Below are 20,264 nucleotides of genomic sequence, written 5' to 3'. Positions count from 1 at the left end.
GGCTAAACCCGCCGCCATTCTGTCTTGCCGTCGGGTTTGTCTTCGAGCACAATCCCCGCCTCTAAAAGATCCTTGCGGATGCGGTCGGATTCGGCAAAATTTTTTGCTTTACGCGCACCTGCTCGCGCCGCAATCAGCTGTTCGATGCTCTCAGGCGGATAGTCCTTAACAGCAGTTCCCGAAACCTTACCTCCACCAATTGCACGGACTATTGTAGAAGTCGCCTTTGGAGCTGACTGCAGGTACTGCTGGGGTTCACGCTCAAGCAATCCCAAAATTCCACCCAGGGCTTTCAGTACTCCTGCCTTCTGAGGCGACTGCGTCTTGTTCACTTCATTCGCAAGGTCAAACAGGACCGCCGTGGCTTCGGGAGTGTTGAAGTCATCGTCCATCGCTTCCTTGAAACGCGCGGCATAAGGTTCTTGCCAGTCGAGTTTGACGGAAGCGGCATCGATGCCTTTCAACGCGGTGTAGAGCCGCGTCAGCGCATGCCGCGCATCGTCGAGGTGCTGGTCGGAATAATTCAAGGGACTGCGGTAATGCGCGCGCAGAATGAAGAAGCGCACCACTTCGGCGTCGTATTTCTTCAGCACTTCGCGCACGGTGAAGAAATTACCGAGCGACTTGGACATCTTTTGCTCATCCACGCGCACGAAGCCGTTGTGCATCCAGTAATTGACGAAAGTGCAGCCGTTGGCGCCCTCGGATTGCGCGATTTCGTTCTCGTGATGGGGGAACTGCAAATCCTGGCCGCCGCCGTGAATGTCGAAGTGATGACCCAGCAGTTTCTCGCTCATCACCGAGCACTCGATATGCCAGCCGGGGCGTCCTTTGCCCCACGGTGAATCCCATTCGGGCTCGCCGGGCTTGGCCGCTTTCCACAGCACGAAGTCCAGCGGGTCCCGCTTTTCCGCGCCGATTTCCACCCGCTCTCCGGCGCGCAAATCCTCGAGCGATTTGCCGGAGAGCCTGCCGTAACCGGGAAACTTGTGCACGGCGTAATACACATCGCCGTTGGCCGCGCGGTAGGCCAGCCCCTTGTCCACCAGCGTCTTTATCGTCCGCACCATGTCGCCGACAAAAGCGGTGGCGCGCGGCTCGGATACCGGCTTTTCCACGGCCAGTGCTTGCGCGTCTTCCTCCATGAATTGAATGAAACGCGCCGTCAGCGCGTCCGCCGGTTCATGGTTTTCCGCGGCGCGCTTGATGATTTTGTCGTCGATGTCGGTAATGTTGCGCACATAATTCACCGCATACCCCGACGCCCTGAACCAGCGCTGCACTATGTCAAACGCCACCAGCACGCGGGCGTGGCCGAGGTGGCAATAGTCGTACACCGTCATGCCGCAAACGTACATGTTAACCCTGCCGGAGTGAATCGGCTTGAAAGCCTGCTTTTCGCGGGCCAAAGTGTTATAGATTTTCAGCATGGGTTGCGGAGAATGCGGCGGTCGGGGAGGTGTTCCCGAATCAGAACGGCGAAAAACAGGGTTGATTAGCCAACTGCATGTATCATGGGTGATTGTGGATTGAGCGGGCTTCTTGGTAGAATCAGCTTATTTTGTTAAAGGCGAAAAAGTATACCACAATGAAAAAGCCCGATATCGCCGCTTCACTGACGCTGCTGACTCTTCTCGCATTCGGCCTGCCCGCGGCAGCCGACGACCTGGAGGATGCCTATGCCTTGTTCAAGCAGGGCAGTCATGCCCAGGCGCAGGACAAGGTCAGCAGCTTTCTTTCCGTCCATCCCAAGGACGCCAAGGCGCGTTTTCTGCTGGGCTTGATTTACACCGAGCAGAACCAGCCAGATGACGCCATCAAGGTCTTCACCGGCCTTACCGAAGATTACCCGGAACTGCCCGAACCCTACAACAACCTGGCCGTGCTGTACGCAGCGCAGGGCCAGTACGACAAGGCACGAACCGCGCTGGAAGCGGCGATACGCACTCATCCGAGCTACGCCACCGCGCACGAAAACCTGGGCGACATTTACGCCAAGCTCGCCACCCAGGCGTATGACAAGGCATTGCAACTCGACAAGAACAACATTACCGCGCAGACCAAGCTGGAGCTCATCAAGGAGCTCTTCTCCGGCAGCCCGCGCGCGGCCAGGGTCGCGGCGAAAACTGAGATCTCCAAAGCCGGCTCAAGAGCGGCGGCGAACAAACCCACGCCGCAAACCGAAACCCCGCAAGTGGCGAAAGCCGCTCCCGCTGCCGACGAGAACAAAACGGCCAGCAAAAGCAGTGATGACGAGGTGATAAAAACGGTAAACGACTGGGCCAAGGCCTGGTCGAAGGGCGATGCGGACGCCTATCTCGCTTTCTATGCCCAGGACTTCAAGACGCCCAACAATGAGAGCCGCGAAGATTGGGAAAAATCGCGCAAAGCGCGCATTTCAAAATCCAAAGCGATACAGGTTTCGGTCATCGATCCCAAAGTTGCGCTCGATGACGCCACTCACGCCAGCGTGAAGTTCAAGCAGGGTTACCGCTCCAACACCCTGAAAAGCACCAGCGCCAAAACCCTGCACCTCGTAAGATCGGGGGACAAATGGTTGATCCAAAGGGAACAGGTAGGCCGTTGAGCCCACTGCAACAACGGTCCCTGGCGACGCTATTCAAATGCACCTGCGCCGCGGCGCTGGCTTTGACTTTGGCGGGCAGCGCATCCTCGACGAATGAGCAGGTCCTGCAGGCTTCTTTGGTGCGCCCCCTGCCGACGCCGGAAAAGCTGCTGGTCAACAGCATCATGGAAATCAGCCGCAATAATCTCGACGCGGCGATGCAGGAAATAGACAACGCGCTCAAGACCTATCCCAACTTCCGGCTTTTGCATTTAATCAAGGGCGATTTGCTGCTGGCGCGCGCGCGTCCCTTGAGCACCATCGGTGATGCGCCGAACGCGCCGCGGCAGCGCGTGGCCGAATTGCGCGAAGAAGCGATTGCCCGCCTGCAGCGCCACCGCCTGGCGCTGCCGCTCGACCGCCTGCCTAAATACCTGCTGCAGATGCAGCCGCAGCAGCAGTACGCCGTGGTGGTGGACATTTCACTGTCCACGCTGTACCTGTATCAAAACGTCAACGGCGAGCCGCGCTATGTCGCCGATTACTACATCAGCAGCGGCAAGAACGGCGCTGAAAAATTGAAGGAAGGCGATCAGCGCACGCCGCGCGGGGTGTATTTCGTCACCGCCAATCTGCCGAAGGCGCAGCTTTCCGATTTCTACGGCGCGGGCGCCTACCCCATCAGCTACCCGAACGAGTGGGACCGCCGACATGGCCGCAACGGCCATGGCATCTGGCTGCACGGCACACCAAGCGACACCTACAGCCGACCGCCGCGCTCGAGCAACGGCTGCGTGGTGCTCACCAACCAGGACCTGCAGGTGCTCTCCAAGAACCTGCAAATCGGGCTGACTCCGGTCATCATCAGCGAGCGTGTGGATTGGATTAATCCGGAAGCCTGGCGTGCGCAGCGCAATACCCTGGCGCAGGAAGTTGAAGCCTGGCGGCGCGACTGGGAAAGCCGCGATACCGAGGCGTATTTGCGCCACTATGCCAGGAATTTTTTCGCCAAGAGCCAGAATTTCAACCAATGGACCAGGCAAAAGCGGCAGATAAATGCCTCGAAAATCTGGATCAAGGTCGGCGTATCCAACGTCAGCATGTTCCTCTACCCCGGTTATGAAAACCTCGCGGTGGTCAACTTCGAGCAGGACTACTCCAGCAACAATCTCTCCGCCAAGATGAAAAAACGGCAATACTGGATCAAGGAGAACAACCGCTGGAAGATTGCTTACGAAGGCGCGGTGTAAACCAGTTTCCGGTTCCCTTCCCGCTGCCCACCGGCAAAGGATGAAAAATGGTCAAGTTCCACACCAGCCTCGGCACCATTACCCTTGAACTCAATGCCGGGAAAGCGCCGCTTACCGTGGCTAATTTTCTCCAGTATGTGGAAAGCGGTTTTTACGGCAGCACCTTGTTCCACCGCGTCATCGACGGCTTCATGATTCAGGGTGGCGGCTTCGAGCCGGGAATGAAGCAGAAAGCAACGCGCGGGCCAATCAAGAACGCGGCCGACAACGGCCTCAAAAACGAGGCTTACACCATCGCCATGGCGCGCACTTCGAATCCGCATTCCGCCAGCAGCCAGTTTTTCATCAATGTCGCCGACAACTCCTTCCTCAACTTCACCGCGGCGACGCCACAAGGCCACGGCTACTGCGTGTTCGGGCGCGTGGTGGAAGGCGCGGACGTGGTCGACAAAATCAGGAAGGTCAAAACCGGGATGCGCGCCGGGCATGAGGATGTGCCGGTGCAGGACGTCATCATCGAGCGCGCCGAAGTTGTCTAAAGGCAGGATTGAGGATTCAGGAGCCAGGGTTCAGGCCAAATTCTACTCGTGGAACTCTGCCATGCGTGCTTATCCCGAATCCTGATTCCTTATGAAACCCACCCTGTTCATTTCCGATTTGCACCTGTGCGTGAGCCGCCCGCACATCAACCGTATTTTCTTCACTTTCATGGAACGCATCGCGCCGAAAGCACAGGCGCTCTATGTGCTGGGCGATTTGTTCGAATACTGGGCCGGCGACGACGATTTGGATGATTCTTTCAATGCGCAGGTGATTTCCGCCTTCCGCAATTTCACCGAGCAGCAGGTGCCGCTTTACATCATTCACGGCAACCGTGATTTTCTCATGGGTGAAGAGTTTGCCCGGGCCTGCAACGCAAAACTTCTACCCGACCCCAGCCTGATTGACCTCTACGGCACGCCGACGCTCATCATGCACGGCGACACCCTGTGCACCGATGATACCGCCTACCAGGCGTTCCGCGCCCAGGTGCGGGACCCGGCGTGGCAGAAAGGCTTCCTCTCGCAGCCTCTGTCCGAGCGCAAAGCGGCAATTGAAAAACTGCGCGCGCAAAGCGAGCAGGAGAAGAGCCAGAAATCCGAAGCCATCATGGATGTGGCTCCGGCGACAATGGACAAAGTCCTACACGAATACCATTATCCGCGGCTGATCCACGGCCACACCCATCGCCCGGCGAAACACGTGCATGTGGTGGACGGCAAGAACTGCGAGCGCTGGGTGTTGTCCGATTGGTACAAGCACGGCGAATACCTGCGTTGCGACGAATCCGGCTGCAGCGCCATCAAGCTGTAACCTCAACTATTCACGAAAAACGAACTAATAGTGGCTACGCTGGGTTGCGCAAAAGCCAGTGAATGACCTGCTCCGCGTTCTGATCGGGCGGAAACACCGGATAAAACACTTTCACAATCCGCCCGTCGCGCACGATCAGGTAAGCCGCTTGGTCAGTGTCATCCCTCCCACGTCAAAAGTGGGCAGACGCAACGCACTGACGAATTGAAGCTCCCCGTCGCTTAATAACGCAAAGGGCAGATGCAGCCTTTGCGCGGCTTCCTGCTGGTATTCGGTGGTTTGCGTGCTTAAGCCAAAAACGCACGCGCTGCGCCGCCGGAGTTCCTGGTGATGGTCGCGAAAGGCGCAACTCTGCGGCGTGCAGCCTCTCGCTCCGGGAATATCGTTCCAGCCCGGCGGCAATTCCTGATCCGGCCTGCCGGTGCGGGGATAACAGTAAAGCGGTTCCGGCCAGACTCGATAATTCCACCTTGCCGCCGCCGGTTGCGGACAAGGCTATCGAAGGCAGGCGCAAACCAGGCAGATGATTACACGCGCCGTCATCCACCGGGAGCGGCAGATTTTCAGGCGGCGGGTAAATGTTGTCGGTTCTTGGCCCGCTAAACGTTTTTCAAGCCGCGCTCAAGGTCGGTCTTGATATCGTCCAGCGCTTCCAAGCCCACCGCAATCCGCAGTAAGCCATCCACCACGCCGGCCGCGTTGCGCGCTTCCTGAGGAATGCGCCCGTGTGTCGTGGACGCGGGATGGGTAATCGTGCTTTTCACATCGCCGAGATTGGCGGTGATCGAAATCATGCGCGTGGCGTCCACCACCTGCCACGCCGCTGCCTTGCCGCCTTTGACGATGAACGACACGATGCCGCCGCCGGACTTCTGCTGTGTTTTCGCAAGCGCATGCTGCGGGTGCGAAGGCAGCCCGGGGTAATACACGCGTTCGATTTGCGGCTGCTTTTCCAGCCAGCGCGCCAGCTCCAAGGCGTTTGCCGAATGCGCGTCCATGCGGATTTTCAGTGTCTCCAAACCCTTAAGCAACACCCAGGCGTTGAACGCGCTTAACGTAGGCCCCGCCGTGCGCAGAAAACCAAACACGCCTTCCATAATTACTTCGCGCTTGCCCAGCACCGCGCCGCCCAGCACCCGGCCTTGTCCTTCGAGATACTTGGTCGCGGAATGAATGATGATGTCGGCGCCGAATTCCAGCGGCCGCTGCAGCATCGGCGTGCAGAAGCAGTTGTCCACTACCAGCCACGCTCCGGCTTTTTTCGCTACTCTGCTCAACGCGGCGATGTCGGAAATTTCGGTCAGCGGGTTCGACGGCGTTTCCAGGAACAGCATTTTCGTGTTCGGTTTTACCGCTTTTTCCCAAGCGCCGACATCGGTCGCGGAAACAAAAGTGGTTTCCAGTCCGAAGCGCGTAAAAATATTGGTGAAGAGCTGCACCGTGGCACCGAAAATGCTGTGCGACGCGATGATGTGGTCGCCGCTCTTAAGCAGCCCCATGACGCAAGTAAGAATGGAGGACATGCCGGACGACGTGGCGACACAGGCTTCCGCGCCTTCCAGCGCGCTAAGCCGCTCCTGGAAAGCTGTGACGGTGGGATTGGTGAAGCGCGAATAAATGTTGCCCGGCTCGTCGCCGGCAAAGCGCGCCGCCGCCTGCGCCGCGCTGTCGAACACGAAGCTGGAAGTCAGAAACAGCGCTTCCGAATGCTCATTGAACGGCGTGCGGTGCGTGCCCGCGCGCAGCGCCAAAGTTTCCAATTGAAATTCGTCAGACATGATTCCGCCCTTTAAAAAACAAAAAACCCGTTTCGCTTTTGGCTAAAACGGGTTGGCCCTCGCTTTAGCGGCATTTATAACGCGCCCGCAAGCTGATATCAAATCGGCGCAGTGTGTAACTTACTCTGCCAAAATCGAATTGTCAATCCACGGTAAGCAAATTCAAATCGAGCTGGTTGCTGGAAGCGGCGTCTTCCCTTTGCCGGCGCGCGCCGTCGCGCCGCTGCGCTTCGATGTAAGCAAGGTATTCCTCGGACACATCGCCGGTGATGTAATCGCCGCTGAAGCAGGAAGTCTCGAACTGCGTAATCTGCGGGTTGCCCCTGCGCGCCGCGGCCACCAGCGCCTCCAAATCCTGGTAAATCAGCTTGTCGGCGCCGATCGCGCGCGCCACTTCGTCCTCGTTCCGGCCATTGGCAATCAGCTCCTGGCGGGTCGGCATGTCGATGCCGTAGACGTTGGGGAAGCGCACCGGAGGCGCGGCCGAGGCGAAATACACTTTGCGCGCCCCGGCTTCGCGCGCCATTTGCACGATCTCGCTGCTGGTGGTGCCGCGTACAATGGAATCATCCACCAGCAGCACGTTCTTGCCCTTGAATTCCACCGCCATCGCGTTGAGCTTCTGCCGCACCGATTTCCTGCGTATCGCCTGCCCCGGCATGATGAAAGTGCGGCCGATGTAGCGGTTCTTGATGAAGCCTTCGCGATAGGGAATGCCGAGGCGGTTCGCCAGTTGCATCGCGCTCGGGCGGCTGGAATCGGGGATCGGGATCACCACGTCGATTTCAAGGGCGCGGTATTGCCGGCGAATCTTTTCGGCAAGGCTCTCGCCCATGTGCAGACGCGTTTCGTATACGGAAATGCCGTCTATCATCGAGTCCGGCCGCGCCAGATACACGTACTCGAAAATGCACGGATTGCGCATGGCGCCGGCGGCGCACTGCTTGCTGTAGAAATTGCCCTGATCGTCGACGAAAATCGCCTCGCCCGGCGCCACGTCGCGCATCAGCTCGAATCCCAGCGTATCCAGCGCCACGCTCTCTGAGGCCGCCAGGTACTCGATGCCGCGCTCACTCTTGCACTGCCCCACCACCAGCGGGCGGATGCCGTGCGGATCGCGGAACGCGAGCAAACCGTAGCCCGCAATCATCGCCACCACGGCGTAGGCGCCGCGGCAGCGGCGGTAGACGCCGCACACTGCGTTGAAAATGGCCGGCGCATCCAGCGCGTGGCCGCCGCAGGCCTCCTGCAGCTCGTGCGCGAGAACATTCAGCAATACCTCTGAATCGGAATTGGTGTTGACGTGGCGCAGGTCCTGACGGAACAAATCGTGCTTCAACTGTTCGGTGTTGATGAGATTGCCGTTGTGGCCGAGCACAATGCCGAAAGGCGAATTGACATAGAACGGTTGCGCTTCGGCGGGCGAGTCGGCGGAACCGGCGGTGGGATAGCGCACATGGGCGATGCCCATATTGCCCTGCAGCTCGCGCATGTTGCGGGTGCGGAACACGTCGCGCACCATGCCGCTGCCTTTGTGCATGTGGAAGGTACTGCCTTCGGCGGTGACGATGCCGGCGGCATCCTGGCCGCGGTGCTGCAGCACCAGCAGTCCGTCATACAGGAGCTGGTTGACCGGTGTCTTCGCCACGACGCCGAGAATTCCGCACATTACCGTTTCCTTCTATGAGTAGCTAATCCGTTTTGACAGGCCTTCTGGCAGCCAAGTTTTAACGTAGATGACCACTTTTTCCAGCGATGAACTGAATAACGCGTCCTTCCACAACGGCTGCTTGGGCAGCGAAGTGAGGCCTCCCAGCAGCACCAATATCAGCACAATCAAGTAACCTCGCGCCAGGCCGAATACTGCTCCCAGGCAGCGGTCGGCCGCGCTCAAACCCGTGGCTTTCACGAATCTGGAGCATAGAATCGCGACCAGGCTCAAGATCACCAGCACCGTCAGAAATATCACCGCAAATCCCGCCATCAGCCGCAGCGACGTATTGCTTAACACACCCGGCACCAGCGCCGCCGTTTCCACCGCGTACGATTGCGCCGCCCAGAACGCCACCACCCAGGCCGTCAGCGCCAGCACTTCGCGCACCGCGCCGCGAATCACGCTCAGCAAAACGGACAACACAATAATCAGCAAGACCGCGAAATCAAAAACAGTCATGTCCGCTACCTGGAAGTCACCACTCCGTCCATGCCCAGCGTTTTCAGGCGCTCCAGCGCTTTTTCCGCGGCATCGCGGCTTTCATAAGGACCGGCACGCACCCGGATTTTTTCTCCTCCCGCTGTTTTCAGCACCTCGGTGTAGGCGCGGATGCCGCTTGCAGTCAGCTTCTGCTGCAACTGCTTTGCCTTGCCGCTATTGGAAAACGCGGCGAGCTGTACCACATAAGCGCCAGATTTGTTCTCTACCTTCGCGGATTTCTCGGCTTTTTCCTCGGTGGTTTTAGCGGATTCGGCGGGTTTATTGGTATTCGGTTTGGCGGCGGGGGGTGGGGGCGCAATGTTCTCGGCTTTTTGCACTTTCTCTGCGGCCACCGCTTCACCCGATTTCTCGGGAACCGGAACCACACGCGAAGTAAAAGCGCCGCTGTTCCATGGCGCAATCTGGATGCTGATGTCGGGGCTTACCGGCTTGGACTCGCCATCGAGGAGCAGCGGCAGCACCAACACCATCAATGTTACCAGCGCAATGGCCCCGATCAGGCGCCGCCGGGCGCGCTTCTTGAGTTGCAATTGCTCGTCGCCGATCGTTCTTGCCATAGGCGCAAACATTTCCTTCCTAAGGTTTACTCGCCGCTGCGCCGGCGCAACACCCCGGCAACAGTATGGAAAGAGCCGAAAACGAGAATTCTATCATTTTCGGCCGCCAGATTACAGGCGTGCCCATACGCCGCGCCGGGATGGTCATAGGTTTGCATGGCGTTTTGCGGGATTCCCACCTGCTGCAATTCCCGCGCCAGGTCATCCGCCGTGGCGCCGCGGCGCTCGTGGATAGTGGCAAGCAACCAGCGGTCCACCTGCGGGGCCAGCCGCCGCACCACGCCGGCGATATCTTTGTCCTTGAGCATGCCGAACACCGCGTAGGTGTTGCGGTAAAAACCCATGTTGAAAAGGTTCTCCGATAACCCCGCAGCGGCTTGCGGATTGTGCGCCACATCGAGGATCACCGTGGGCCGTCCCGGCAGCACTTGGAAGCGCGCCAGCAAGTCGGTTTCGAGCAGCCCGCGGCGGATTTCCTCCATGCCCACCGGAAACCGCTGTTTCAACTCATCCAGCACGGCCAAACCGGCGCTGGCATTTTGCAATTGATACGCGCCGCGCAGCGCCGGATAAGGCAGCGCGTGACGCTTGCCGTGGCGTCCCCAGTATTGCCACTGGTTTTTTTCCGCCACGTAGCCGAAATCCCGGTTAATCGAAATAAGTCGCGCGCCGATATTCCGCGCATGCTGAATCAGGGTTGCAGGAGGATGGGGCTCGGCGCAAATAGCGGGCCGGTCTTCGCGGAAAATACCGGCCTTTTCGAAGGCGATTTGTTCCAGCGTGTTGCCGAGATAATCCATGTGGTCGAAATCCACGCCCGTCACCGCCGCGCAATCGGCGTCGAAAGCGTTCACCGCATCAAGCCTGCCGCCCAGGCCCACTTCCAGGATCGCCACATCGAGCTTCGCCTCGATGAAAAGCAGCATCGCAGCGAGAGTCCCATATTCGAAATAAGTCAGCGGGATGCCGTTGCGCGCCGCTTCAATCTTCTCGAACACTTGCAGAAATGCGGCATCCCCCGCCGGCGCCCGGTTGATGCGCACGCGCTCGTTGTATTGGAGCAGGTGCGGCGAGGTGTAGCAGCCGACGCGATAACCGGCAGTCGCGAGTATGCTTTCCAGAAACGCGCAGGTTGAGCCTTTGCCGTTAGTCCCGCCCACCGTAATTATGGGAAATCCGGGTTGGAGCCTGAGCGCTTCCTTGACTTGCGCCACGCGCTCGAGGCCCAAGGCAATCGAGCGCGGGTTCAGGCTTTCCAGATAGGCAAGCCAGTCGTCTAGAGCCTCTAACATAATGAAACGAATAGTGCGACGGCGTCGGTTTCGGAGGCAGGCCGCGAAGCGAGCCGCGCCGTTGGGTTATTCTCCAACAAGCAGGCGAGCGACAAAGGCATGCGCCGAAAGCGCCCCGGACCCGGTCTCGCGCAGCGTGGTGCGGGCAGGGGCGCAAGCGGCTGTATTATGCGTTGCATAGCGGAGCGCCTTGCGGCTGCTCCCGCGCCAAAGCTTCGCTCCCCGAGTCGCAGCCACCGCCGTCCCTGCGGGTTGCGGCCAAAAAGCGCGCCTGCTTTGTTGCTCGGCTTGCCCAATGGCTATTGGGCTGCGCCTCGCGTCGCGCATTCATCGCTTTTTGGCCAGCAACGCAAATCCGTTTCATTATGTTAGAGGCTCTCAGCTTTGCAGCTTGGGATTGGGCAGCTCAGGTTTCAAAATGAAGGGAGGCCGCGGACTCAGGCCGTCGGTGCCGGTTGCCGCATCAAGAGCGTAATCAGGTTGGCGAGCTTGTCGCGCATCTGCCGGCGGTCGACGATCATGTCAATCGCGCCGTGCTCCAGCAAGAATTCAGAACGCTGAAAACCTTCCGGCAGCGTCTCGCGCACGGTCTGCTCGATCACCCGCGGACCGGCAAAACCGATCAATGCCGCCGGTTCGGCCATTACCACATCGCCGATCATGGCGAAACTTGCCGACACCCCGCCCATGGTGGGATCGGTCAGCACTGAAATGAAAGGCAATTTCGCTTCGGAAAGTTGCGTAAGCGCCGCGGCCGTCTTCGCCATTTGCATGAGCGACAGCAGGCCCTCCTGCATGCGCGCACCGCCGCTTGAGGTAAAACACACCAGCGGCAGGTTCTGATCAATGCACACCTGCACGCCGCGCACGAAGCGCTCGCCGACCACCGAGCCCATCGAGCCGCCCATGAAACGGAACTCGAACGCGGCCGCAACCAGCGGCACGGTCTTGATGCCGCCCTGCATCACTACCAGCGCCTCGCTCTCTCCGGTTTCCTCTTGTGCTTGCTCCAGCCGTTCATTGTAGCGCTTGTCGTCCTTGAATTTCAGCGTGTCCACCGGCATGACTTCAGCGCCGATTTCATAGCGCCCCTCCGCATCTAGCAGCGCTTCCAGGCGTTCGCGCGCATTCAGACGATGGTGGTTTCCGCACTTGGGGCAGACATTGAAGTTATTCTCCAGCTCGCTACGGTAGAGCACCGCTTCACATTTGGAGCACTTGGTCCACAAGCCTTCCGGAACCGTTTTCTTGGTCCCGGAGGGAGTGCGTTTGATCTTCGGTGGCAGTAATTTTTGCAGCCAGCTCATGGCATCACCCCGGTTGATCTATGGCGCGGCGCAAGTCCTGAATTAGCGCCGCGATCTTGCCCAGCACCTGGTCTTTTGCCGATTTTTCCACTTCCTCGACAATCCGGCTTCCCACCACCACGGCATCGGCCAATCCCGCCACCGCCATGGCGGTTTGCGCATCACGGATGCCGAAACCCACGCCCACCGGCAGCTTGGTGCGCGCGCGGATTTGCGGCAGTTTCTTCGCCACATCGCTTAAGTCCAAATGCCTGGCGCCGGTGACCCCTTTCAACGACACATAATACAGGTAGCCGCGGGAAAGCTTTACCACTTCCTCAATGCGCGCTTCGGTCGTCGTCGGAGACAGCAGAAAAATCGGATCGATTCCGCGACGCTCCAAATGTTTCACCAGTTCCACGCATTCTTGCGGCGGATAATCCACCACCAGCACGCCATCCACCCCACTGACTTGCGCGGCTTCCGCAAATTTTTCATACCCCAGCGTTTCAATCGGGTTGGCATAGCCCATCAGCACCACCGGCGTGTGCAGGTTGGATTTGCGGAATTCCGCCACCATGTCCAGTATTTGTTTCAGGCTGATGCGGTGTTTCAGCGCCCGCTCGTAAGAGCGCTGGATGGTCGGCCCGTCCGCCATCGGGTCGGAAAACGGCACCCCCAGCTCGATAATGTCCGCGCCCCCTTCGGACAAGGTCTGCATCATTTTCACCGTCATGCCCGGCTCGGGGTCGCCCGCGGTGATGAAGGGAATCAGCGCTTTTTTCTTCTGCTGCTGCAGTCTGCTGAAAGTTGCCGCTATGCGTGACATAGTAAATTCAGTGAGGGGTAAGGTGTAAGGAGTGAGGGGCACGTAGAGTGTAACTGGATTTTAACGCCTTACTCCTCACTCCTATCTCCTTACGCATTTAGAATTTGATGCCGGAAAGATTGGCCACGGTGTTCATGTCCTTGTCGCCGCGTCCGGAAAGATTCACCAGCAGCAGTTGTTCCCTGCCCATCTGCGGCGCGATTTTCGCCGCATAAGCCAGCGCATGAGCGGATTCCAGCGCCGGAATGATGCCTTCCATGTGGCACAGGCCATGAAACGCCTTCAGCGCTTCGTCATCGGTCACATTAACGTATTCGGCGCGGCCGCTGTCTTTCAGCCAGGCATGTTCGGGGCCGACGCCCGGGTAATCCAGTCCCGCCGATATCGAGTGCGTCTCCATGATCTGGCCGTTTTCATCCTGCATGAGATAAGTACGGTTGCCGTGCAGCACTCCGGGCCTGCCGGTGCACAGCGTCGCCGCGTGCTTGCCGCTGGACAGCCCCAAGCCGCCCGCTTCCACTCCGATGAGCCGCACACTTTTTTCCTCGATATAAGGATAAAACAAGCCCATTGCGTTGGAGCCGCCACCGACGCAGGCGATGGCCGCATCCGGCTGTCTCCCGAACATTTCCTGCATCTGGGTTTTCGCCTCGCGCCCGATGATGGATTGGAAATCGCGCACCATCATCGGATAAGGATGCGGACCCGCGACGGTACCGATGATGTAAAAGGTATTCTCGACATTGGTCACCCAGTCGCGCATCGCTTCGTTGAGCGCGTCCTTGAGCGTTTTCGAGCCGGACTCCACCGGCACCACGCTGGCGCCGAGCAATTTCATGCGGTAGACGTTGGTGGCCTGGCGCTTTATGTCTGCGGAGCCCATGTACACCACGCATTCCATGCCATAGCGCGCCGCCACCGTGGCGGTCGCCACGCCGTGCATGCCGGCGCCGGTCTCGGCAATCACGCGCGGCTTGCCCATGCGGCGGGCGAGCAGCGCCTGGCCCACGGTGTTGTTGATTTTGTGCGCGCCGGTGTGATTGAGGTCTTCGCGCTTGAGCAAAATTTGCGCGCCGCCGAGCTCGCGCGACCAGCGTTTGGCGTGGTAAACCGGACTCGGGCGCCCGACGTAGTGCTTGAGCTCGTCGGCGAATTCCGCCTGGAATTCGGCATCATTGCGGTAGCGTTGGTAGCCTTCACGCAGTTGATCAAGGGCGTGAATCAGCGTCTCGGCGACGAACACGCCGCCGTATTTCCCAAAATGGCCATGCTCGTCGGGAAGGTCATACATTCGCATATGGAGCGCCTAACATAATGAAACGCGCATGCGTTGCGGCCTGCATCCCAAATCGGCACCGTTGCAAAGTACGTTTTATCATGTTAGGCGCTCCTGACCTTTTTTATAAATGCGACGATTTTCGCCGCGTCCTTGATGCCTTTCGCCGATTCCACCCCGCTCGAGACGTCCACCGCCCACGGTTTGACCTGCCGGATGGCGGCGGCCACGTTCGCGACGTTAAGGCCGCCGGAGAGTATCACCGGCAGCGGTAGCCGCCGCGGGATGAGCCGCCAATCGAACGCTTCGCCGGTGCCGCCGTACACGCTTTCGCTGTGGGCGTCCAGGAGCAGCCCTTTGGCTTCGTGATAGCGAGATGCGTATTGTAACAAATCCACACCCTTCTTGACTCGCACTGCTTTAAGGTAAGGCGCCCCGAACCGGCGGCAAAATTCCGGCGCTTCATCGCCATGAAACTGCAAGAAATCAAGCCGCAAGGCGTCGAGAACGGCGCGCACCTGCGCCTCGTCCGGATTGACGAAAACACCGACACGCGCAACAAACGGCGGCAACGCCGCAATCACTTCGCGCGCTGTTTCGAGCGAGACAAAGCGCGGGCTCTTCTCATAAAACATGAGGCCGACGGCGTGCGCGCCCAATTGTCCCGCCGCCGCGCCGTCTTGCGCGCGGGTAATGCCGCAGATTTTTACGCGGGTAGGCATGAATCGGTTTACGGTTTACGGAAAAAGCAGCATGGTACGATTAAAATCGGGCAGGCGCCACTTCGTTTCATAGCGCACCGCCGATAAATACAGCCCGGCGGGACTGAATGTCGGCGCCGCCGTGCTTCGATCCCGGCTTTGCAGAACTTCGTCAAGCCACCGGGTGGGACAACGGCCGCTGCCCACGTACACCAGACAGCCTACGATATTGCGCACCATGTGGTGCAAAAACGCGTCGGCGCAAAATTCGAATACCAACCAATCCTGCTGGCGCGTAATGTCAATGCGCCGCAGCTCTTTTATCGGCGAGCGCGCCCGGCATTCCGCCGCTCGAAACGCGCTGAAATCGTGTTTTCCCAGCAGGACCGTCGCCGCTTCGCGCATTTTTTCCATATCAAGCGGTTGATGAAACCAGCCCGCCTTTCCCTCGTGCAAGGCCGGGCGCACTGCGGTGTTGAGAAGGACATAGCGATAGCAACGTTCAATGGCGGAAAAACGCGCGTGGAAATCGTCGGCGACGGGTTGCGCCCACAGCGCCGCCACGCTTTGCGGCAACAGCGCATTCACGCCGCGCACCCATGCGGTGTCCGGCCGGTCTGCGGCGGTATCGAAATGTGCGACTTGCGAAAGCGCATGCACGCCGGCATCGGTGCGCCCGGCGGCGGTAAGGCTCAATTTCTCCCCGGCGACTTGAGAGAGAGCCGCTTCCACCGCGTCCTGCACGGCGCAGCCGCCGGGCTGGCTTTGCCAGCCGCAAAACGCGGCGCCGTTATATTCCAGTCCGAGCGCGATTCTCACGCTACCCCCGCCAGCACTACCACATCGCGCCAGGTGAAGGGCTCGAGGCGCAGGCTGATCGTTGATACTGTATCAGTCGTATCGAATTCCGCGTTGAATGCGTTTTTCCAGTTTTCAACACCTGCCGCCTGTTCGGCGTAATCAAGCGTAAGCGCCATCCTCACCGCAATGCGCCCGGCATGGTTACCGAAGAAAGGATGGAGCATCCGGTACAAGCCGCCGATCAGCGCATCACGCGGCGTGCCCGCCAAAAACCAAGCCAATGCCGCGAGCAAACATAGGAGCCGCCAAGCTTGCAATGCGCCTTCGCGCAAACCTTCGACGGTCGGACTCGCCGCGCCGACTTGCGGCCACAATAGCTCGCCCAGCGTGGCAATGGCATAAATGACCAACAAGGAAAGAAACAGCCAGCGCGCACGCTTGAGCAAAAGCGGGAACCCGTGGAAACGGCAGGCCACGATCAGCAACAGCAGGCTTAAAGCGGCAAGCCCGGCGGAATGGAGTCCTTGCACGCCGATCGCAAGCAGCAGCCAAATACCAATTCGGGTTGCCGGATGCAATGGCATGACCAAGGCTGGGATAAAAAGTGTTGCGGGTAAACCGGATCAGAGTTGTGCCAGCAGGCCTTTTGCCGCTTCCTGCTGCTTGGCGTCGCCTTCCTGCGCCACTTCTTGCAGAATTTCGCGTGCGCCTTCCTTGTCGCCCATCTCGAAGTAGGCCTTGGCCAGGTCATACTTGGTCTGCACATCGTACCAATGCTGGTCCTTGGCGGCTTCTTCGGCAGCCTTAGGCACCGCTGCCGGAGCGGCCGCCGGCTCGTCGAGGTTCAGGCTGATGCCGGAAAAGTCAATGTGAACCGGGTCAGCTCCTGACGTGGCCGGCGCGGGAGCCGGAGCCTTGGCCGGCTTGAAAGGCTCGAAATTATAGCTGATCATTTCCGGCGCGGGTTCCGCTTCTTGCGACGGCTTTAACGGCTCCGCTGCCAGGGGAGGTTCTGCACCGGTCGAACCGAGATCAAAATCGGTTTCGCCATCGGCGGGCTGGGCAATTTCAAATGGTATGTCGGGTATGATCTTCGCAGTTTCAGACGTGGGGACTTCGAAGCTTATATCCACATTATCCGGCGCGGCGGGCGCGACGGTGTCGATGGCGATATCGGGTTTGACTTCACCCGACTCACCGGTAGAGGGCACCCCGACGTTGAAATCCATATGCGGCGGGCTGGGCGGCGGTGCAGTTTCTTCCCTCATCTCCGCGGCTGCGCCTTTGGCGGAGGCGTACATCGGGTTATTGGGATCAATCTTGTAGCCGAGATAGACGGCTTTGTTCCAGAGCAGGCCCTTGCCGCCGCATGCCGCATAGAGATCGCTGGCAATTGACTCAAACGCCGGCACATTCTTGTGGTTGGCGAGGATTTCTAGAAGCTTCAGATGGATTTGCTGGCGCGTCGGGTCTTTTTTCAGCGCCTCTTTGAGGATTTCTTCGGCCTGCGTATCGCGACCGTAGGCGATGTAGACTTCGGCCTCCGCGAGCGGATCGACATCATCGGTGTTGATGGTGCCGCCGACCTTGCCGGCGAAGTCGCTCATGATTGAGCTGTCGCCGGTATTGACCGTCCCCCCCTCGGTGTTGCCGAAAACTGTGCTGGTCTTCAGGTCGCCGCTGATAACGCTGTCTTCAAAACGCGTTATTGATTTTTTTTTTCTCACGGCTATGTAGCCGAGTCCGAGTAACGCGATTATGAGGCCCGCTCCTCCCCCCAGATACAGGGGGTTGTCGAGGATATCATCCAAGAACGAGGTCTCCGGCGGTGGCGTGACAACTTTTGGCTTGGGCTGGTCCTTCGGCGGCGACTGTTGTGCGACTTGAGCCGGTTTTTGCTCCGGCTTGGCCGTGGGCTGGGCGGCAGGTTGCGGCTGCGGCGCAGGCTGAGCAGGTTTCGCCACGCCCGCTTGTTTCTGGACTTCCGCGAGGTTCTGGTTTTTGAGTTCGAGCAGCTTCTGCATGTCGCGAATGTTCTTTTCCAGCATCGCGATGCGCTCGTTGGCTTCCTTGACCGCCTTTTCACGGGCGATGATTTCTTCTTCGAGCGAGCGCAGTCGTTCCTGCAGCGCCTTGTCGCCGGCAGCGGGCTTGCCGCCGGTGCCCGCTTCACCCTTGGAGAGCTTCAACACTTCCTTGCCCGGCTCCTTGGGTGTGGCCTTTTCTTCAATCTTGGTGGAAATCTCGCCACTTGCGCTTTGCTTGGCGGTAGCAGCAGGTGTGACCTGACCCGCGGCCTCGGCGAGCTTTTGCCGGTAGGCATTCCAGTTGCGCGCCTGTACGCGCACTTCCTTGACCGCATTATTCGGATCAATGGTGGAGAGCTCGGTGTTTTCCGGTACGCGCAGAATCGGGCCGGTTTTCATCCGGTTCATATTGTTGCCCATGAAGGCTTCCTTGTTGGAGCGAAACAGCCCGACCAGCATTTGTTCCGAAGTATAGTCGATAGACTTTACACTTTCGGCGATCTTGCGCAGCGTCTCACCGTGCTTTATCGGTCCATAGGTTTTTTTCTCCTCGACCGCTTCGGCTAGTGGCGCGGGTGTTTCCGGGGCAGCGGCCACTTCTTGCGGCGCGGGTGTTTCCGGGGCGGCGGCCGCTTCCTGCGGTACGGCTTGCGCTTCGGCGCCGATTTTTTCGTCCGGCGGCACGCCCGCCACTTCGGGCTGCAGCGCTTCCTCGGGCAAGGGTTGGACCTCGGGCATGGCGACCGGTGCGAGTGGCGCGGCTGGCGCCAGCGTGGGCCTCGGCTCATAACCAGGCGGGTCAAGCAGGGCCGTGTATTCCTTCACCAGCCGGCCCGAGGCCCAGTTAAGTTCAATCAGAAAATCGAGAAACGGTTCGTTGACCGGGTGCAGCGTTTTAAGTTTGAGATAAGGCTGGCCGTCAGGCTTTTTTTCGATGCTGAATTTGATGGCGGGGAGCGCGGGACTGAATTCAACATTGGCCTTACGGAATGCTTCGGCCGAGGCCAGTTTCGCCGCCAGCGTATCCAACTCCCCTTTTTGCACGCCAAGGAGCTCAACCTCGGCGTCAAGCGCCTGGCCGAGGCTGGAGTTGACCGTGAGCCTGCCCAAGCCGGCGGCATGCGCAAAGCAAGGCAATATAAATAATGTGCCTACTAGCAACCAAGCTTTAAATCCAGATTTTCGCACTCATTAACCTTTATAGTTTTTAGGGGGGTATTTAAATTAACATCATGGAGTTAGAGATGCAAGCTCAACTTCCCTCTTACCATTATGGCTTAATCCAGATATTTTTCAATTAAAATCTCCGCGATCTGGATGCTGTTTAAAGCGGCGCCCTTGCGTACGTTGTCCGACACCACCCATAAATCGAGCCCCTGCGGGTGGGAAATGTCCTCGCGGATCCGTCCCACGTACACCGGGTCGCGGCCTGCGGCTTCAGTGGCCGGGGTGGGATACCCCCCCGGCTTACGCTCGTCCAGCACCACCACCCCCGGTGCTTTTTTGAGAATCTCGGTCGCCTCCCTGGCGGTGATTTTCTTGCGGGTTTCGAGGTGCACCGCCTCGGAGTGTCCGTAGAACACCGGCACCCGCACAGTTGTGGGATTCACCTTAATGGAATTGTCTTCCATGATCTTGTTGGTCTCCCACACCATCTTCATTTCTTCCTTGGTGTAGCCGTTGTCTTGGAACGCGTCGATATGCGGCAGCACGTTGAAAGCAATGCGCTTGGGATACACCTCGGCCACCGGGTCCTTGTGGTTTAACAGGTCGCGGGTCTGTTGCGCCAATTCTTCGATCGCTTCCTTGCCGGTGCCGGAAACCGACTGATAGGTCGCAACATTAATACGGACAATTCCCACCGCATCGTAAATCGGTTTCAGCGCCACCACCAACTGGATGGTCGAGCAGTTGGGGTTGGCGATGATGCCGCGATTTTTGTACTGGGCAATCGCATGCGGATTTACTTCCGGCACCACTAGCGGGATGTCCTTGTCGTAGCGGAACTGCGCGGTATTGTCGATCACCACACAGCCGGCCGCCGCGGCTTTCGGCGCGTATTCGGCCGACACGGAAGCGCCCGCCGAAAACAAGCCGATTCGCGCCTTGGAAAAATCGAAGCCGGACACATCAATGACTTCGATGTCCTTGCCCTTGAAGCGAATCGAGGTACCTGCGGAACGCGAAGAGGCCAGCGGATAAAGATTGCACACCGGAAAATCGCGCTCTTCCAGAATGGCAAACATCGCTTCGCCGACCACGCCGGTCGCACCCAGCACACATACATCGTACTTCTTGCTCATCTAACCTTTCCTTGATTCAACAGTTAATTT

General features: G+C 58.9%; 19 protein-coding genes and 1 riboswitch. Of the genes, 4 read left to right on the top strand and 15 right to left on the bottom strand.

Going from position 1 to position 20,264, the window contains the following annotated elements; genetic code table 11:
- Nucleotides 1–2 precede the first annotated feature (2 nt).
- Nucleotides 3–1,430 carry a cysteine--tRNA ligase gene (gene cysS / locus VHE58_06000; protein ID HVS26837.1) on the bottom strand — a complete coding sequence of 476 codons (1,428 nt, stop codon included), beginning with the start codon at nt 1,428–1,430 and terminating at the stop codon, nt 3–5.
- Nucleotides 1,431–1,588: 158 nt separating this feature from the next.
- On the opposite strand from cysS, the gene VHE58_05995 reads away from it, so the two are divergent.
- From VHE58_05995 to VHE58_05980, 4 genes are all read left to right on the top strand, one after another.
- Nucleotides 1,589–2,587, top strand: coding sequence for a tetratricopeptide repeat protein (locus VHE58_05995; GenBank protein HVS26836.1), 999 nt, complete (start codon nt 1,589–1,591; stop codon nt 2,585–2,587).
- Nucleotides 2,584–3,816 (top strand): L,D-transpeptidase family protein, encoded by a 1,233-nt coding sequence (locus VHE58_05990; GenBank protein HVS26835.1) that lies wholly within the window; start codon nt 2,584–2,586, stop codon nt 3,814–3,816. Before VHE58_05995 ends, VHE58_05990 begins: the two co-directional genes overlap by 4 nt.
- A gap of 47 nt (nt 3,817–3,863) precedes the next feature.
- The gene (locus tag VHE58_05985; GenBank protein HVS26834.1) at nt 3,864–4,355 is read left to right on the top strand and encodes a peptidylprolyl isomerase; all 492 of its coding nucleotides are present in this window, start codon (nt 3,864–3,866) and stop codon (nt 4,353–4,355) included.
- 91 nt (nt 4,356–4,446) lie between these two features.
- Entirely contained in the window at nt 4,447–5,169 is a 723-nt protein-coding gene (locus tag VHE58_05980) for a UDP-2,3-diacylglucosamine diphosphatase (protein ID HVS26833.1), read from the top strand.
- Between the two features lie 135 nt (nt 5,170–5,304).
- Here VHE58_05980 and VHE58_05975 read toward each other — a convergent pair whose 3' ends face one another.
- The 14 genes from VHE58_05975 to VHE58_05910 all read right to left on the bottom strand — a co-directional run bounded on the left by VHE58_05975 (nt 5,305) and on the right by VHE58_05910 (nt 20,234).
- Complete coding sequence (locus VHE58_05975; protein HVS26832.1) at nt 5,305–5,571, bottom strand: redoxin domain-containing protein; 267 nt, start codon at nt 5,569–5,571, stop codon at nt 5,305–5,307.
- 197 nt (nt 5,572–5,768) lie between these two features.
- On the bottom strand, nt 5,769–6,947 hold the full coding sequence (locus VHE58_05970) for an O-succinylhomoserine sulfhydrylase (GenBank protein HVS26831.1): 1,179 nt from the start codon (nt 6,945–6,947) through the stop codon (nt 5,769–5,771).
- 47 nt (nt 6,948–6,994) lie between these two features.
- Nucleotides 6,995–7,067: riboswitch (SAM riboswitch) on the bottom strand.
- Nucleotides 7,068–7,089: 22 nt separating this feature from the next.
- Nucleotides 7,090–8,616, bottom strand: a complete 1,527-nt coding sequence (purF, locus tag VHE58_05965) for an amidophosphoribosyltransferase (GenBank protein ID HVS26830.1) — start codon at nt 8,614–8,616, stop codon at nt 7,090–7,092.
- Between the two features lie 12 nt (nt 8,617–8,628).
- Complete coding sequence (locus VHE58_05960) at nt 8,629–9,120, bottom strand: CvpA family protein (GenBank protein ID HVS26829.1); 492 nt, start codon at nt 9,118–9,120, stop codon at nt 8,629–8,631.
- Between the two features lie 5 nt (nt 9,121–9,125).
- A complete protein-coding gene (locus VHE58_05955) occupies nt 9,126–9,719 on the bottom strand; it encodes an SPOR domain-containing protein (protein HVS26828.1) in 594 nt (197 codons plus the stop codon).
- A 26-nt stretch (nt 9,720–9,745) separates the two neighbouring features.
- Nucleotides 9,746–11,011 carry a bifunctional tetrahydrofolate synthase/dihydrofolate synthase gene (folC, locus tag VHE58_05950; protein HVS26827.1) on the bottom strand — a complete coding sequence of 422 codons (1,266 nt, stop codon included), beginning with the start codon at nt 11,009–11,011 and terminating at the stop codon, nt 9,746–9,748.
- 437 nt (nt 11,012–11,448) lie between these two features.
- On the bottom strand, nt 11,449–12,318 hold the full coding sequence (gene accD / locus VHE58_05945) for an acetyl-CoA carboxylase, carboxyltransferase subunit beta (protein ID HVS26826.1): 870 nt from the start codon (nt 12,316–12,318) through the stop codon (nt 11,449–11,451).
- A gap of 4 nt (nt 12,319–12,322) precedes the next feature.
- A complete protein-coding gene (gene trpA / locus VHE58_05940; protein ID HVS26825.1) occupies nt 12,323–13,126 on the bottom strand; it encodes a tryptophan synthase subunit alpha in 804 nt (267 codons plus the stop codon).
- 97 nt (nt 13,127–13,223) lie between these two features.
- Nucleotides 13,224–14,417, bottom strand: a complete 1,194-nt coding sequence (gene trpB, locus VHE58_05935; GenBank protein HVS26824.1) for a tryptophan synthase subunit beta — start codon at nt 14,415–14,417, stop codon at nt 13,224–13,226.
- Nucleotides 14,418–14,506: 89 nt separating this feature from the next.
- Entirely contained in the window at nt 14,507–15,124 is a 618-nt protein-coding gene (locus VHE58_05930) for a phosphoribosylanthranilate isomerase (GenBank protein HVS26823.1), read from the bottom strand.
- Nucleotides 15,125–15,139: 15 nt separating this feature from the next.
- The gene (gene truA / locus VHE58_05925) at nt 15,140–15,922 is read right to left on the bottom strand and encodes a tRNA pseudouridine(38-40) synthase TruA (protein HVS26822.1); all 783 of its coding nucleotides are present in this window, start codon (nt 15,920–15,922) and stop codon (nt 15,140–15,142) included.
- Nucleotides 15,919–16,488: a CbiQ family ECF transporter T component gene (locus tag VHE58_05920; GenBank protein HVS26821.1), complete on the bottom strand. Its 570-nt coding sequence runs from the start codon at nt 16,486–16,488 to the stop codon at nt 15,919–15,921. Before VHE58_05920 ends, truA begins: the two co-directional genes overlap by 4 nt.
- 39 nt (nt 16,489–16,527) lie before the next feature.
- The gene (locus VHE58_05915) at nt 16,528–19,068 is read right to left on the bottom strand and encodes a FimV/HubP family polar landmark protein (GenBank protein HVS26820.1); all 2,541 of its coding nucleotides are present in this window, start codon (nt 19,066–19,068) and stop codon (nt 16,528–16,530) included.
- Between the two features lie 140 nt (nt 19,069–19,208).
- Entirely contained in the window at nt 19,209–20,234 is a 1,026-nt protein-coding gene (locus VHE58_05910; GenBank protein HVS26819.1) for an aspartate-semialdehyde dehydrogenase, read from the bottom strand.
- Nucleotides 20,235–20,264 lie beyond the last annotated feature (30 nt).

It is taken from the genome of Burkholderiales bacterium (genome assembly GCA_035543335.1).
In the GTDB taxonomy this organism is placed as follows: domain Bacteria; phylum Pseudomonadota; class Gammaproteobacteria; order Burkholderiales; family JAHFRG01; genus JAHFRG01.
The sequence above is the reverse complement of the archived record's forward strand: the minus strand, read 5'-3'. Positions and strand labels throughout refer to the sequence as shown.

Excerpts from the sequence above, each read along its gene's own strand:
- cysS (HVS26837.1), bottom strand. The coding sequence starts at position 1,430 with ATGCTGAAAATCTATAACACTTTGGCCCGCGAAAAGCAGGCTTTCAAG.
- VHE58_05995 (HVS26836.1), top strand. The coding sequence starts at position 1,589 with ATGAAAAAGCCCGATATCGCCGCTTCACTGACGCTGCTGACTCTTCTC.
- VHE58_05985 (HVS26834.1), top strand. The coding sequence starts at position 3,864 with ATGGTCAAGTTCCACACCAGCCTCGGCACCATTACCCTTGAACTCAAT.
- VHE58_05980 (HVS26833.1), top strand. The coding sequence starts at position 4,447 with ATGAAACCCACCCTGTTCATTTCCGATTTGCACCTGTGCGTGAGCCGC.
- VHE58_05970 (HVS26831.1), bottom strand. The coding sequence starts at position 6,947 with ATGTCTGACGAATTTCAATTGGAAACTTTGGCGCTGCGCGCGGGCACG.
- purF (HVS26830.1), bottom strand. The coding sequence starts at position 8,616 with ATGTGCGGAATTCTCGGCGTCGTGGCGAAGACACCGGTCAACCAGCTC.
- VHE58_05960 (HVS26829.1), bottom strand. The coding sequence starts at position 9,120 with ATGACTGTTTTTGATTTCGCGGTCTTGCTGATTATTGTGTTGTCCGTT.
- VHE58_05955 (HVS26828.1), bottom strand. The coding sequence starts at position 9,719 with ATGGCAAGAACGATCGGCGACGAGCAATTGCAACTCAAGAAGCGCGCC.
- folC (HVS26827.1), bottom strand. The coding sequence starts at position 11,011 with ATGTTAGAGGCTCTAGACGACTGGCTTGCCTATCTGGAAAGCCTGAAC.
- accD (HVS26826.1), bottom strand. The coding sequence starts at position 12,318 with ATGAGCTGGCTGCAAAAATTACTGCCACCGAAGATCAAACGCACTCCC.
- trpA (HVS26825.1), bottom strand. The coding sequence starts at position 13,126 with ATGTCACGCATAGCGGCAACTTTCAGCAGACTGCAGCAGCAGAAGAAA.
- trpB (HVS26824.1), bottom strand. The coding sequence starts at position 14,417 with ATGTATGACCTTCCCGACGAGCATGGCCATTTTGGGAAATACGGCGGC.
- VHE58_05930 (HVS26823.1), bottom strand. The coding sequence starts at position 15,124 with ATGCCTACCCGCGTAAAAATCTGCGGCATTACCCGCGCGCAAGACGGC.
- VHE58_05920 (HVS26821.1), bottom strand. The coding sequence starts at position 16,488 with ATGCCATTGCATCCGGCAACCCGAATTGGTATTTGGCTGCTGCTTGCG.
- VHE58_05910 (HVS26819.1), bottom strand. The coding sequence starts at position 20,234 with ATGAGCAAGAAGTACGATGTATGTGTGCTGGGTGCGACCGGCGTGGTC.